General features: G+C 36.3%; 12 protein-coding genes and 2 pseudogenes. 13 read left to right on the top strand and 1 reads right to left on the bottom strand.

Translation table 11 applies throughout. The features are described from left to right. Positions 1–148: 148 nt before the first annotated feature. Entirely contained in the window at positions 149–496 is a 348-nt protein-coding gene (locus tag TR08_RS19095) for a hypothetical protein (protein ID WP_052427532.1), read from the top strand. 164 nt (positions 497–660) lie between these two features. On the opposite strand, the gene TR08_RS19090 is transcribed toward TR08_RS19095, so the two are convergent. Next, positions 661–2,088, bottom strand: a complete 1,428-nt coding sequence (locus TR08_RS19090) for a DUF1254 domain-containing protein (protein WP_045520931.1) — start codon at positions 2,086–2,088, stop codon at positions 661–663. A gap of 808 nt (positions 2,089–2,896) precedes the next feature. Between TR08_RS19090 and TR08_RS19085 the strand changes: the two genes are divergently transcribed. The 12 genes and pseudogenes from TR08_RS19085 to TR08_RS19035 all read left to right on the top strand — a co-directional run. Continuing rightward, positions 2,897–4,615 (top strand): alkyl sulfatase dimerization domain-containing protein, encoded by a 1,719-nt coding sequence (locus tag TR08_RS19085; protein WP_238579192.1) that lies wholly within the window; start codon positions 2,897–2,899, stop codon positions 4,613–4,615. A gap of 13 nt (positions 4,616–4,628) precedes the next feature. Next, positions 4,629–5,459, top strand: a complete 831-nt coding sequence (locus TR08_RS19080; RefSeq protein ID WP_202964976.1) for an alpha/beta fold hydrolase — start codon at positions 4,629–4,631, stop codon at positions 5,457–5,459. A gap of 643 nt (positions 5,460–6,102) precedes the next feature. Beyond that, positions 6,103–6,528 (top strand): AMP-binding protein, encoded by a 426-nt coding sequence (locus tag TR08_RS30410; RefSeq protein ID WP_081954561.1) that lies wholly within the window; start codon positions 6,103–6,105, stop codon positions 6,526–6,528. After that, complete coding sequence (locus tag TR08_RS33680; protein WP_274521031.1) at positions 6,528–6,806, top strand: SDR family NAD(P)-dependent oxidoreductase; 279 nt, start codon at positions 6,528–6,530, stop codon at positions 6,804–6,806. The genes TR08_RS30410 and TR08_RS33680 overlap by 1 nt, the downstream gene beginning before the upstream one ends. Before the next feature lie 73 nt (positions 6,807–6,879). Beyond that, the gene (locus TR08_RS33675) at positions 6,880–7,239 is read left to right on the top strand and encodes an SDR family NAD(P)-dependent oxidoreductase (RefSeq protein ID WP_274521030.1); all 360 of its coding nucleotides are present in this window, start codon (positions 6,880–6,882) and stop codon (positions 7,237–7,239) included. Between the two features lie 214 nt (positions 7,240–7,453). Then, entirely contained in the window at positions 7,454–8,647 is a 1,194-nt protein-coding gene (locus tag TR08_RS19065; protein WP_081954560.1) for an acyl-CoA dehydrogenase family protein, read from the top strand. A 72-nt stretch (positions 8,648–8,719) separates the two neighbouring features. Further along, positions 8,720–9,463: an SDR family NAD(P)-dependent oxidoreductase gene (locus TR08_RS19060; protein ID WP_045520928.1), complete on the top strand. Its 744-nt coding sequence runs from the start codon at positions 8,720–8,722 to the stop codon at positions 9,461–9,463. Between the two features lie 232 nt (positions 9,464–9,695). Further along, positions 9,696–11,093, top strand: coding sequence for an aldehyde dehydrogenase family protein (locus tag TR08_RS19055; protein ID WP_045520921.1), 1,398 nt, complete (start codon positions 9,696–9,698; stop codon positions 11,091–11,093). Positions 11,094–11,133: 40 nt separating this feature from the next. Then, positions 11,134–12,174 carry a zinc-dependent alcohol dehydrogenase family protein gene (locus TR08_RS19050; protein WP_045520919.1) on the top strand — a complete coding sequence of 347 codons (1,041 nt, stop codon included), beginning with the start codon at positions 11,134–11,136 and terminating at the stop codon, positions 12,172–12,174. Positions 12,175–12,618: 444 nt separating this feature from the next. Then, positions 12,619–13,398, top strand: a complete 780-nt coding sequence (locus TR08_RS19045) for an SDR family oxidoreductase (RefSeq protein ID WP_045520918.1) — start codon at positions 12,619–12,621, stop codon at positions 13,396–13,398. Positions 13,399–13,472: 74 nt separating this feature from the next. Further along, positions 13,473–13,868 (top strand): annotated as a pseudogene (locus TR08_RS19040) (DinB family protein); the annotation flags it as partial. A 253-nt stretch (positions 13,869–14,121) separates the two neighbouring features. Next, positions 14,122–14,376: pseudogene (locus tag TR08_RS19035) on the top strand (hypothetical protein); the annotation flags it as partial.

Below are 14,376 nucleotides of genomic sequence, written 5' to 3'. Positions count from 1 at the left end.
CGTTAATTGCGCAAGCACGGTTCTGGGAGGGGGGAGAACACAATCTACCGTAAGGTAGAGAGGTTCTCTTCTACTCGACTACTTGAAGAAGGAATCCAGTCAAGGTACGTTGAATTAAATACAATTCATATTTTACGAGGTGGAACTGGTGGGAAGAAACCGATATGTAGGTAGCTGGACTGAATCAATTTTTATTGAAATTGATTGGTCGTTTAGTAAGGAAAACCTTGTTGATTTGTTAAAGAGTGTGGTAAATAAAACAAATCATTATACTCATCAACAGATTTGTAATTGGTGTGATAAGCATTATATGAATTATATGAATGAGGATGGACTAGATGATGAAAAGCTATACGGCATATTAGAGGATATTTCTGCACAGTGGGATTTATATTTAGCTAACACGTTCTCGCTTAAAGAACTACAAAAGTTGGATTTTTCTAAAGTAAAACTGCCCATTGAATGGTTCGAGGAATGGTTAAATGAATTAACTTAACAACTTTTTAATTTAAAGTTTGTGAAGTATTGTACTTAAGCTAACGGGTGCATCAGTTGAAATTCCTATGAGTTACAATTACGACTCATTTGTCTCTTTGAACACTCATTTTAAAATATCACCTGAGGTCTCTCAATGAAAAGACCTCAGCTTGTTGGATTTGCTTATTGAATCTTCTTAATGGCTGGTGGGATATACGTTTGATCTATGAAAGATTTATCAGGGAAATAATTACGTGAGAAAATGTTAAAGTCTTCACCATCGGGAACTGGAAGCCAATTTTCGTTAGAGCCTGCAGGTTTATCACTTTGTAAGTAAATTGTCAAAGAACCATCCTTATTATACTTTAAATTAGCATCATTACTACGAACAGCATATTTATTTATTGGATTAGCTATAAGATCATATTTAGAATCGTAAGCAGTGAATGACCAGAAAGCATTAGTTTTTGGTACTTGTTCTTTTGTAAAATTCAGAATATATTTATTTGAACCGTTTAAAGAATTTCCTTTATCATCAACAAATACACGTAATTTTACACATTCTTCAACATAGTTTTCTATTGCCCCTGCCAAAGACTGTGTAGCTGCTCGACCGATAAAATCTCCTGTTTCAGCCATCCTTCCCCAGTTTGATGGGTTATATTTCCATCCGTTTTCCACTTTGTTATAATCATAAATTGAACCAACGTCTACAGCAGCTTTTTTAAGCATTTCCATACCGTCAACCATAGCACGGGAAAGCCCCTTTTTAGTATCTGCATCTAAGTTGTCATAGCTTTTTTTAGAAAAAGGACCGATACCAACTTGACCGAACTGTTTCATTAAAGCAAGGTCTCTTTCTGGGTAGCCAGCTTTTTCAAGCCACCAATTCATTATTTTGATTGTTCCGGCTGTATCAGTAGGAGGAACGGGTGGAAGAGCCGTACCCTCACTACCATAAGTCTTGAATTCTTCTGGGTTCTTTTTGCCCCATTCGCTTACAGGGTATACTTTTAATTTTTTTTGAAGGCTTTGTGCCTTATTTAAATCTTCAGTAGCATTAGATGTGTAAATACGGGCTGCAGCAGTCATCCAATTTGTTGGGCATTCCAGAACTTTATCAATGGCATTAGGTACTGTTCCTTTCCAACCAGGAGGAGTAATTAAATATGCAGCAGCTATATTTTTCGTAGTCCGAGTTCCCATATAACCGAAACAATCGGAATATGCTTCAGTAAACTCAATAGAATAGTATCTATTTTCCGGGTTATCTGGAATTGTAAACACAACCGGACCTTTTGATAAATCACAATAAGAAAAAGAGTAAATAGTATCAACATTTATAGATGCACCAACTTTTGGCTCAGGACCTGCCAAGTTTGGTAGATGGTAATAACCGCCAAGTTTATACTTACCAACATATATTGAGTTGTTTCTTTTTAACAAAGGATAACAGTAAACAAGTGCTTGTTGCCCCATTAGATAAGCATAGTCTTCACGCCAACTGGTTGTTGATATTTTAGCAGGAGCGATAGTAGAGGCATTAGCCGGTTTATTTGTAGTTTCTACTGATACAGTTGCAGAGTTTATGTGTTTTAACACTTTTGTCATTTATACTTCCTCCTGATAATTGCATAGTCTGTTCTTAATTTCATTACTCCAATTGTTAGTACAAATAATTTTTTTCATATTTACCCCCTTTTTTAAAAACCAAATAAATCATAACATTGTTTATATTGTAATTAATATAATATTAGTAATCTTCTGATTAGTGATTTATAAAGGTACGTTTTGTATAAGTTAATAGCTTTGGTTCAGACTTGCTTAATAGATATATTTAATTCAAAAAAAGATAAATCTATTTTTTAAATTGGTCCTCCTTGAAACTTATTAAATATATCATTACAAGGATGACTCATTAAAATAAAGAGAGAGTTATTCAATTCTAATGAACTCCTTCTTAATGTTGTGCGATTAAATTTACCAAACGTACCTTTAAATATCTGGACTTATTAAAATAATAACAAGGATTTATTATCTAAATGAAAGATTGTTAATATAAGGGAACTTAAAAAGACTAGTAGAGTGGGCACTAGTTTACTTAAGTAAAAAAAATTTTTTAAAAGGAAGTGAGAAGTTTATTGACAATTTAAGTACAACTTTCAAATCCTCTAATTGATTTTGACTGGATTATTTGTCGAATCGTTAGTGGACTTCTTATTAACCTGGCAGGTACCAAAAAAGGTACTTGGCTACCATTATGCATTATTTTATATTTCAGGATTAATGCTTATTTCATGATTACTATTTGTTTTATTTTGCATACCAGATAAGACAGTTGCTAAAACAGCTCAGTCGACTGATGATGTCATTTCGATATAATTTGAAAATTTGATAAAAAAGGTGTGTTGTAGTGGGAATGATAAAAAATCAATTAAGAGATATTAATGAATCTGTAACAAAGATTGGACAAAAAGGTGAAGTAGCCAATTCAAAGCTCATCGACCATTCGAAAAAATTTGAAAAGCGAACAATTAAGATTACGGATGGCGTTTATCAAGTGATGGGAGTGGGCCTTGCGAATACAACCATGATCGAAGGCAAAACAGGGATGATCATTATTGATACAGGTGATGGAATTGAAGAGGCTGAAGAACACCTGGAAATGTTTAGGGAAATTACAGATAAGCCAATTTCTGCGATTATTTATACACACAGGCATTATGTAATGGGGACAAGAGCTTATGTGGATGAAGGTCAGGAAGATTTCATTGAAATTTGGGGACATGAGCGAATCGATTACAATATTTCATCATTTAAAGCGGAACTTATGATGACAACTCTTAAAAAAGGGTATATCCAATTAGGAGTTTTTCTTCCTCCAAAAGGACCGGATGCTTATCCAAACTTAGCGCTAGGTTCCTATTTTATCGATTTTGAAAAAGGGAGAACAATAGGATATGTAAAACCGAATCGTACTGTTTCACAGAATTTTGAAACTGTAATTGACGGTATTAATATTGAGTTTATACCCTCCATTACGGATTCAGATGATGGCCTGACTATCTGGTTACCTGATAAAGGTGTCGCTGTAAACAATGTTATTTGGGGAGTATTTCCAAATATCGGAGCATTAAGAGGTGATGTACGGGATCCAAAACACTGGATTAATAGTATTAAGGATCTGCGCACATTAAAACCAACCTATCTTCTAGGAGTACATGGATGTCCGATTTCAGGATCAAAAGAATGCGAAAAAGCAATAGAAGAATACCATGATGGAATGCAATTTCTATACGATCAAACTGTTCGTGGAATCAATCTAGGACTATCTCAAGATGAGCTTGTTGACTTTGTGAAATTGCCTTCACACTTAGAGGAAAGTCCAATATTACAAACATTTTATGGTGAAGTAGCTAACTTTGTAAAAGGAACCTATGCTTACCTAATGGGCTGGTATGGGACTGATACAGCAACAATTCATCCTGTTTCGAAAAAAGTTGAAGCTGAAAAAATCATTAAAGGATTTGGTGGAATTGAAAAAGTAGTGGAAGAAGCTCAAAAAGCATATGACGGAAAAGAGTATGCATGGACTGCACAATTAATTACTTATGTATTAAAGGTAGAACCAAATTATAAATTGGCTCGCCAAATAAAAGCAGGTGCTCTAAGAAAGCTTGCAGAAGCTACCCTTTCAGTTCTCACTAGAAACTTTTATCTAACTCAAGTCCTGGAACTTGAAGGAAAAATTAGTCCGAATGCAAAAGCCGTTACTTCTGGAACTCTATTAAGCAGTTTTAATCTAGTATCTTCTCTAAATTATCTTAGAGTAAAATTAGATCCAGTAAAGAGTGAAAATGTTAAACAAGTAATGAATATTATCTTATCAGATTCGAGCGAAGAATTAAGTTTGCAGGTTCGAAAAGGATTGGCAGAAGTAGTAAATGTAAATACAGACGCCATCAATCCTGATATTACCATTCAATTAACACGTGAATATTTTGCTAAATTACTAACGGGTGAAATAGCACTTGAGAATGTATTATCAAATCACAATATGCAGGTTATCAAAGGTAATAAAGAAGAAGTAACAAACTTCTTTGCTATGTTTGATCACATTATCATCGACAATAACTAGAGGTGGTATTATATTGAGATACGTTTTAGAAGGAAAAAAGATGCATATTAATGGTCTCGATTTTCATGTAGTGGATGAAGGGAATGGCCCAGTTGTACTGATGCTTCACGGATTTCCTGACTCTTCCTACCTGTGGAGAAATCAAATTCAACCGTTGGTTAGGGCCGGATATAGGGTAATTGCTCCTGACCTACGAGGATTTGGCGAATCAGATAAGCCTCAAGAAGTAGAATCCTATAAAATGCAGTTCCTTGCTAGTGATGTTATCTGGATTTTAAAAGAGTTGCAAGTTGAAAGTGTGTATTTAGTTGCTCATGATTGGGGGGCAGGGTTAGCCTGGACAATTGCTGCTCTTTATCCAGATTTAATTAAAAAGTTTGTACCCGTTTCAGTGGGGCATCCAAATGTCAATACAAATATACAAATCGAACAATGTGAAAAGTCATGGTATGTATTTATGTTTCAGGCGCAACATGATGCAGAGGAATTTCTTACCAGAAATGATTGGCAAGTTTTCCGACAATGGAATCGAATGCATAATGAACAAGAGAAATGGATAAGTGAATTATCACGACCAGGAGCCTTAACAGCTGGTCTAAATTGGTACCGAGCTAATTCTTCCATGAAAACATTTTTAAAAGAGATTGTTCTTCCAAAGGTGAAAGCACCTACACTAGGAATTTGGAGTAGCTTTGACGACTTTTTAACAGAACCTCCAATGATTAAATCTAGAGACTATGTTGAAGGGCCATGGAATTACGTGAGATTGGATTGCAGCCATTGGGTTCCACTTGATCAACCAGATGTATTAAATAAGCTTTTACTCGATTTCTTTAAAGATTAATAGAAAAAAAAGTTGATCCTATATTCTTTGGATCAATTTTTTTTTATCTCTAAAATCAATAATTCGAATTATGGCACACCATTAGTATTTTATAAACCTATATTTCATTTTTACTAATATTAAAACGTAAGATATATATTTATGATGAATATAAGCAATGTAAATAGTTTGAATATTAACAATATTTTTCAAGGGAATGAAAAGGGGTGATAAAATGGATTATATTAGAAAATGGTAATCAAGTAACTGTTGGCGCTTTCAAGGGTTGGAACACTGTTAAACAAGTTTTCTTTTATCTCTCACCATTAATTTAGAGGGGTTATTCGAACACATTGGATATACAAATTTATACACCTTGTTCAAGGAATCTAACAACGAGCTGCCTCAATTGCAAATTAATAGTTGAGAAGACGTTGCAATTCTCCAGTATACAGGGGGGAACGACTGGCACACCAAAAGGAGTTATGATAACCCATTACAATTCACAGCTACCATTTATCTCCTTATGTCACAGACAATGGGGCTCTTAACCGCCCAGGTGAACGTTTACTGGATATATCTCCAATGTTTCACGGAGCTGGTCTGACATTAATGTTGTCCTCCATTTCATTTCATACGCATCCACCAATATTCCGATTAAACAATTCCGCATCCAAGATACACTTGCCATGATCAGAAAATATCGTCCAACCCAAATTTCGACTCGCCTACAGTCTTTATTGCATTGCTAAATCATCCCGATTTTCAGGACGATGCCTTAAGTGCTTTGAAAGTTAGCAGAACAGGTTCGGCGCCAATTCCTCTAGAAAAACTACAAGCTTTCGAACAAAAATCAGCCGTAAGTATTTCAGAAGCCTATGGATTAACAGAATCGAACTCCATTACTGTTCGTACATTTATGAAAGGTGATAGGAAAAAAGGGAGTGTGGGAATACCTGTCCCAAACTCGGATCTCAAAATCGTTGATTTAGAAACGGGTTTGAAAGAAATGCCAATTGGTGAATCCGGTGAGATCCTTTTAAAGGGTCCACAGTTCATGATAGAGATTAGAAGTGAAGGATTTTTATAGTGAATTTACTAGAAAATCAAGTAGCGATTGTAACTGGATCAGGATCTGGTATTGGAAAAACAACTGCTTTGATGTTTGCCGAACATGGTGCACGTGTAATGGGAGCAGATCTAGATGAAAAATTGGCAGCTGAAACAGTAGCGGAAATTAAGGCCATGGGAAGCGAAGCAGTCTCCATCTGTGGAAATCTTTTAGATCCTGAATTTCCGAAGCAAAAAGTAGAGGCAACGATTTCTGCCTTTGGTAAACTAGAGCTCCTTGTGAATAACGCTGGTTAATGCTTAGATGGTTTCATTCATAAGATGACAGACGAACAGTTCCAAGAAATATTGAATATTTATCTAGTTGCCCATGTTCCGTCTCATTCGTGCAGCATCTCCCTATATGCGTGACGCTGCAAAGAATGAGATTGATCAAGGAATCGTTCATCATCAGAAAATTATTAACGTTTCCTCGACTTCAGGTCAAAGAGGAAATATGGGTCAAGTAAACTACTCTTCAGCTAAAGCGGGTGTAATTGGTTTAACAAAGGTTGTGGCGAAGGAATGGGGACAATTTAATATTAACAGTAATGCAGTCGCATTTAGTTTCATTGATACACGTCTTACTCGTCCAAAAGAAGAAGGTACCTTAATTAACGGAGAAGTAGCAGGGATCTTCGAAATAGTACGTAATATGTTAATTAACAATATTCCAAAGACGGATCGGTAATGTAAAGGAAGCTGCTGCAGGTATTTTACTCCTAGCACTTTTCCAATTATGTAAATGGACAAGTGCTAGGAGTAAATGGAGGTTCCTTAACTTAATTTGCCTCTTTGTAAGGTCAAGTCGATTCAGATTCAATTTAAACCTTTGTAATAAATAAATTTGCAGTGAATTCTATAATCAAAGCAATCTACTCAAAAGTGATTTGGAGGGGTACGCATTGTCAAACACCACTAATTCATCTAAACCAGTAAACTATGATTTGTTAAAGAGAGAAAGAGCCTATCTTACGCCAGAACATGAGATGTTTCGCAAATCTCTACAAAAATTCCTCGAAAAAGAGGCAGTTCCTTACATTGAAAAATGGGAGGAAGAAATGTTCACTCCACGAGAATTTTATGAAAAAATGGGTGCACAGGGCTTTCTTTGTCCACAAGTTAAATCGGAATATGGTGGACTTGAACTCGATTTTGGTTTTAATGTGGTCTTAGCTGAAGAGTTATTCCGAGTTGGAGTAGGTACTTTAGCGAGCACAAGCAGTTCAATTATTGTCCCTTATTTAGAAGAATATGGAACAGAAGAACAAAAGAAAAAGTATTTGCCAAAATGTGTAAGTGGAGAAATCACCACTGCTATTGCTATGACAGAACCTGGAATTGGTTCTGACTTGGCCAGCATGAGCACAACAGCCGTTAGAGAGAGTGACCACTATATCATAAATGGACAGAAAACCTTTATTTCTAATGGAATCAATGCAGGGTTGTTCTTCGTAGCTGTTAAGACAGATCCAAAAGCGAAACCAGCTCGGAAAGGGGTCAGCATCATTTTAGTTGATGAAAATACACCAGGATTTTCACGTGGACGTAAATTGAAAAAACTAGGTGAGCATTCTAAAGATGTCGCTGAACTAATTTTTGAGGACGTACATGTTTCTGTATCCAATCTGCTTGGAGCTGAAGGACAAGGATTTTACTATCTGATGGATAGGCTACAACAAGAACGTCTTTTAATCGCTATCAATTCTTTAGCCGTATCTGAAGTAATGCTTAAGTCAACTATAAGTTATGTAAAAGAGAGACACGCATTTGGAAAGCCTATTAGTTCATTTCAAAACACTCAATTTGAAATTGCTGAAATGGCAACTGAATTGTCATTGGCACAAACATTCCTAGATCATCTAACAAGCAAACATATAAAAGGTGAAAATATCGTTACACAGATTTCAATGGCTAAATGGTACGTAGCCGAGATGGCAAGACGGATGTCTGCTCGTTGCTTACAGCTTCATGGTGGATACGGTTTTATGGAAGAATATCCGATTGCCCGTCGCTATCGAGACGTGGCGGTCATGCCAATATATGGTGGAACAACGGAAATTATGAAAAATATTATTGCAAAAAATCTTGGCTTGTAATTTTTTAATAGAGAAGAAGAAACAAAAAGAATTAACTAAGACCATATAAAAGTCAATTAAAGGAGGAAGCATATGAGATTTCAAGGTAAAGTTGCCATTGTTACCGGTTCTGGAAAAGGCATTGGTAAGTCGATAGTTAAAAAGCTAAGTCAGGAAGGCGCATTAGTTACAGTTACGGATATGAATAAGGAAACATGTGAAGAAACTGCTAAGGAAGTAATTCAAGGTGGTGGAAAGGCAATTGCAATAGTAGGAGATATTTCAAAAGCCGAGGATGCAAGAAGTATTGTTGAAAAAACAATCGAATCTTATGGTAGAATTGACATTCTTGTTAATAATGCAGGGATTATTAAAGATTCTAGAATCACTGAAATGGAAGAAGATGATTGGGATAAAGTTGTTGATGTTTGTCTAAAAGGTGCATTTCTTTGTTCCAAATATACCGCTCCTTATATGATTGAACAGAACTATGGAAAAATTGTTAATATCGCTTCACGATCCTATTTAGGAAATCCAGGTCAAGCAAACTATTCTTCTGCTAAGGCAGGAATTGTTGGTTTAACCCGATCTCTATCCAAGGAATTAGGTAAAAATTATATAAATGTCAATGCAGTCGCACCTGGACTGACTGAAACTGATGCGATAAGAAACCATCCTAAATATGAAAAAATTAAAGAAATTCAAAAGAAAGATACACCTATTCCACGAATTGGACTACCAGAAGATGTTGCAAATGCAGTTTTGTTTTTTGCATCAGATGATTCCTCCTATATTTCTGGAGATATTTTACATGTTACTGGAGGGAGATTTGGCTGATTTCGTTGAGCAGTCGAGTATTCTAAAAACAAATTTTAAACGTAAAGTGGTAAACCAAAGGGGGAAGTAATACAAGAAGGAATAACTCCTATGATGATTTTAAGAATAATTTTAAAACAAACTATAAACACTTCTTCATTATGAATCTAATTTATTCACAAGAAAAGTAAATCACTAGTTAAGTAGGATTTAATTATGATTTCAAACCTTTCCGAAAATGAAGGAGGACATTATGAAAGATTATAATGATAAAATTCAAACGGTATTTCAGTTGCAAAAACAACATCAGCATATCGTAAAACAGACAAGTACTGCAGTACGTATTGAAAAATTACAAAAATTAAAAGCAGCAATCCTTAGAGAGACTCCTGCTATTATAGAAGCACTTCAAGTTGATTTTGCGAAGCCTTCTTTTGAAGCAATTACGACTGAAGTTATGACTGTCATCAGTGAAATCGACCTGTTTATTGAAAACCTAGAGAAGTGGATGGAACCTGTAGAGGTACCTTCCCGCAATAAAGGTGAAACAGCAAAAATCGTCTATGAACCGAAGGGCCAATGCCTTATTTTCTCTGCATGGAATTTTCCTATCATGCTGTTATTTTATCCATTAATTCCTGCTATTGGAGCTGGAAATGTTTGTATCTTAAAACCTTCTGAAATGGCACCTGCTAGTAGTAGAATTGCAGTTAAAATTGTACGGGAATTATTCGACGAATCAGAGGTCGCAATCTTTGAAGGCGGGGTTGAAGTTGCGAATGCTTTACTCGACCTTCCTTTTAATCATATTCTTTTTACAGGAAGTACCCAGGTTGGAAAAGTTGTTATGCAGGCTGCTGCAAAACATCTTGCATCCGTAACACTTGAATTAGGTGGAAAATGCCCTGTTATCATTGATGAACATGTAGATTTAGAGAAAATTGTGCCAAGAATTGCATTTGGTAAATTCGCAAATGCTGGACAAATTTGCTTAGCTCCAGATCATGTGTATATAAAAGAAGAACAGCTTGAAGAATTTGTTCGCTATGTACAGGAATTCATACAACGTAGCTACTTTGAAAACGGAGAACTTAACCAAGCTGACTTAGCTAAAATTGTAAATGATCGTAACGCTAGTCGATTACAAGGATTGCTAGATGATGCTGTTATTAGAGGCGCAAACATTCGATGTGGTGGAATCGTAGATGGACGTACTTTCTACCCAACTGTCCTAACAGATGTACAAAATGACGCTAAGATTATGCAAGAAGAAATTTTTGGCCCAATCATGCCAGTACTTACCTATACAGATTTGAATGATGTGATCCAACAAATTAATGCAAGACCAAAACCCTTAGCACTCTATGTCTTTAGTGATAATACCGATGTAGTGGACACCGTACTTTCAAGAACAACTTCTGGTGGTGTAACGGTGAATGATACGATGCTCCATATGTCAGAACCAAATCTTCCATTCGGTGGAGTAAATGAAAGCGGGATTGGGAGATATACAGGGATTTTTGGTTTTAAGGAATTTTCACATGAACGAGGTGTCCTATATAAAGCACCAGTAGGTACAAATCCGATGGAATCTTTTGCTCACGCACCTTATAAAGGGAAGTTCGAAAAACTCGTAAAAAAAATAAAATAATTTTTTATGAAATCAATACAATTTAAGGAGATGAGGTATAATGAAAGCTGCCGTTCTGGAAGCGTTTAACCAGCCTTTAGTTGTGAAAGAAGTAGAAGATCCAAACCTATCGCCCAATGGTGTTATTTTAAAATTGGAAACAACTGGTATTTGTAGAAGTGACTTGCACGGTTTGAATGGACATATGCCCGTAATTCAATCTTTCCCTCATATTTTAGGTCACGAGATGAGTGGGATAGTAGAAGAAGTTGGGAAAAATATTCGAAATTTTAAAAAAGGCGACCGAGTATTAGTACCGTTTAATCATGGCGACGGAGTTTGCCCCCATTGTGTTGCTGGACATCATAATGTTTGTGATAATCTAAAATTAATTGGGTTCCACTTTAATGGGGGATTCGCTTCCCACATTCACATTCCAAATGCTGAACGAAATCTCATTCATTTACCAGAAAGTGTTGGGTTTTTAGATGCAACTGCTATGGGCTGCCGCTTTATGACGGCTTATCATGCAGTTATTACACAAGGAAAAATTCGACCAGGAGAATGGGTGGCAGTATATGGAACAGGCGGTGTTGGACTATCTGCTATTCAAATTGCATCTGCTGCGGGTGCCAATGTAATCGCCATTGATATCGCTGATGACAAACTACAATTTGCTAAACAAATGGGAGCTGTCCATGTTATAAATAGTAAAAATGAAAAGGCACCCAAATCTATACGCGAAATAACAAAAGGTGGTGCCAATCTATCCATTGATGCACTTGGTATCCAAGAAACATGTATGAATTCTATTTTAAGTCTTGCAAAACGCGGAAGACATGTTCAAATAGGAGTGAGTTCTGCACCAAACGGGGTCTTCCAACTGCCTATTAACTTTATCATTTCCACTGAGGTACAAATCATTGGATCTGTTGGAATGCCTGTACCAGAATATAATAATATGCTTCAAATGGTTGAAAATGGTAGATTGTCACCTGGAAAGCTTGTAACCAAAACTATCGAACTAGATGATATTAACACAGCTTTTGAAGCTATGAATAATTATGCAGGGATTGGGGTTACAGTAATTAATAAATATTAATCAAAAACAAAAACTAATCATTTTAAACTTAACAACTACAAAATTAAAAGCCAGTTCTTAGCTAAATTATACTGAGAAACAGTTTTTTTTTATTCTGAAAAAGCGCTCTCTACTAAAAACTATTGGCTAGAACAAACAGTTCTTTTAAAAATTTCTGCCTTTTCCGCGTATTTTCATTCCAAAAACATTAAACAAAATTTAGATTGGTTTTAAATTTAAATTATGATTTATCCTCTTTATATGTGACCATTTATATTTTATAAACGTACATTTCAATTCTTGAACTATTAAAGATCATTATAATAAATTATTTTAACCTTTAACTATTATAATAATTTTGAAATTTTTGAAGAAATAAAAGTTACTAGACCTTCAAGTCCATCAGACTACCCAGGATTATAGATTAGATTAGAAAAGTAAACCAATTGAATCGAGGAGGAAAAAATGAACGTCAAAGATTTATATAACTTAAATGGAAAAACAGCCATTGTTACAGGAGGAGGCCGTGGACTAGGTGAGCAAGTCGCCTACGCATTTGCCGAAGCTGGAACCAATGTTGTCGTTTGTTCTAGAAATATCGAAGCATGCCAAGAAGTAAGTGATCGATTGGAAAAGCTTGGTGTGAGATCTCTTGCACTTCCATGCGATGTTGTAAACCCTGATGAAATCCATTTTGTTGTTCAAAAGACAATCGATGAATTCAAGACGATTGACATTTTAGTTAATAATAGTGGTGCTACTTGGGGTGCACCGGCTCTAGAACTAAACGTTGATAAATGGGACCATGTGATGGATGTCAATGTTAAAGGTGTTTTTCTATTCTCCCAAGCCGTAGGAAAAATCATGATAAAACAGGGTTCTGGAAAAATTATTAATATTGCATCCATTACTGGTTTTGGAGGTCAAAATCCAAAGATTGTTGATGCTATAGGTTACACAACGAGTAAAGGAGCAGTGATCAATTTTACCAAGGATTTAGCTGTAAAACTTGCACCGTACAATGTTCATGTGAATGCGATTGCTCCAGGATTCTTCTTAACAAAAATGACAAAAAATCATTTGCAATATGTAGATAAAGAAATCATTGAGAGGACACCAGCTAGGCGATTAGGAACTAATTTTGATTTAAAAGGACCTGCATTATTCTTAGCATCTAAAGCTTCCGATTTTATTATAGGACAAGTATTGGTAGTAGATGGTGGTATACAAGCATCAGTTATTTAATCACGATTTAAAAAAAGCCTTATAGATTATCTAAAGACTAAAACCTCAGAGTTAATCTTACAACCATTCGATAAAAATCGATGACGCTCGGCGGGCTGGCCACGCACCTGATCAACCTGCTAATCTGGCAAGTCGCGATTTTTCAGTACCCGGAGTTCGATCTTTCGACCGTGCCGCTGAGGCGCGAGCCTTTGGAAAAACGCGCTGAAGTTCTGGAGGAGTTCGACGCAAATGTCGGCAAGTTGGAAAAGCTGCTCGCCGAATGCGAAGAGAAAACGCTCGGCGAGGAATGGACGCTGCGCCACGGCGACCATATCATCCTCCAAGAACCGCGGGCGATCGCGCTCCGTACCTTCGGATTAAGCCACATGGTTCATCACCGGGCGCAGCTCGGGGTATATTTGCGGCTTCTCGATATTCCGGTGCCGGGCATCTACGGCCCCTCGGCCGACGAGGATTACAATCCTTGACCACTAACAATTGAGGATTTTTAATTGAACAATACCAGTTAATATCAGCTTTTTGTTTATTCAAGAAAAGGGCGCTATTGTTGAATAAAGCATATTGAGGTACTGGGACAGAATAGTTCAGTAATTTACCCACCTGAATATAAATATAAAAAGGTATATAGGATTTTTCTCACGAATTAACTGCCTAATACTAGTGTAAGTTGAGATGCGGTTCCAATGAACAAATATTTAAGTTGAAAGGAGATTTTTATTTGTGACACAAACATCAAGAACTATTCCTGGAGCTGCAGTACGCGGAACGGCATCTGGCGTATTTTTCATGGCGTTTTTCGGTACTCTGTGGGCGTACACAGGAATTATGGGATTGCAAGGCTGGGGTGTTCCATTATTGTTAGCTGTTGCTGTTACTATAGGTATAGCGCTATTCATTGGCGGTTTTTCATTAATACGTGCATCGCGAGAATTAACGAATCAGGTTTCAAAAACAGATTTAATGCGTGGGAAGCGT

Source organism: Neobacillus niacini, from assembly GCF_000759675.1.
In the GTDB taxonomy this organism is placed as follows: domain Bacteria; phylum Bacillota; class Bacilli; order Bacillales; family Cytobacillaceae; genus Neobacillus; species Neobacillus niacini_A.
The sequence above is the reverse complement of the archived record's forward strand: the minus strand, read 5'-3'. Positions and strand labels throughout refer to the sequence as shown.

Coding starts and splice junctions, on each gene's coding strand:
- TR08_RS19090 (WP_045520931.1), bottom strand. CDS start 2,088: ATGACAAAAGTGTTAAAACACATAAACTCTGCAACTGTATCAGTAGAA.
- TR08_RS19085 (WP_238579192.1), top strand. CDS start 2,897: ATGATAAAAAATCAATTAAGAGATATTAATGAATCTGTAACAAAGATT.
- TR08_RS33675 (WP_274521030.1), top strand. CDS start 6,880: ATGTTCCGTCTCATTCGTGCAGCATCTCCCTATATGCGTGACGCTGCA.
- TR08_RS19060 (WP_045520928.1), top strand. CDS start 8,720: ATGAGATTTCAAGGTAAAGTTGCCATTGTTACCGGTTCTGGAAAAGGC.
- TR08_RS19055 (WP_045520921.1), top strand. CDS start 9,696: ATGAAAGATTATAATGATAAAATTCAAACGGTATTTCAGTTGCAAAAA.
- TR08_RS19050 (WP_045520919.1), top strand. CDS start 11,134: ATGAAAGCTGCCGTTCTGGAAGCGTTTAACCAGCCTTTAGTTGTGAAA.
- TR08_RS19045 (WP_045520918.1), top strand. CDS start 12,619: ATGAACGTCAAAGATTTATATAACTTAAATGGAAAAACAGCCATTGTT.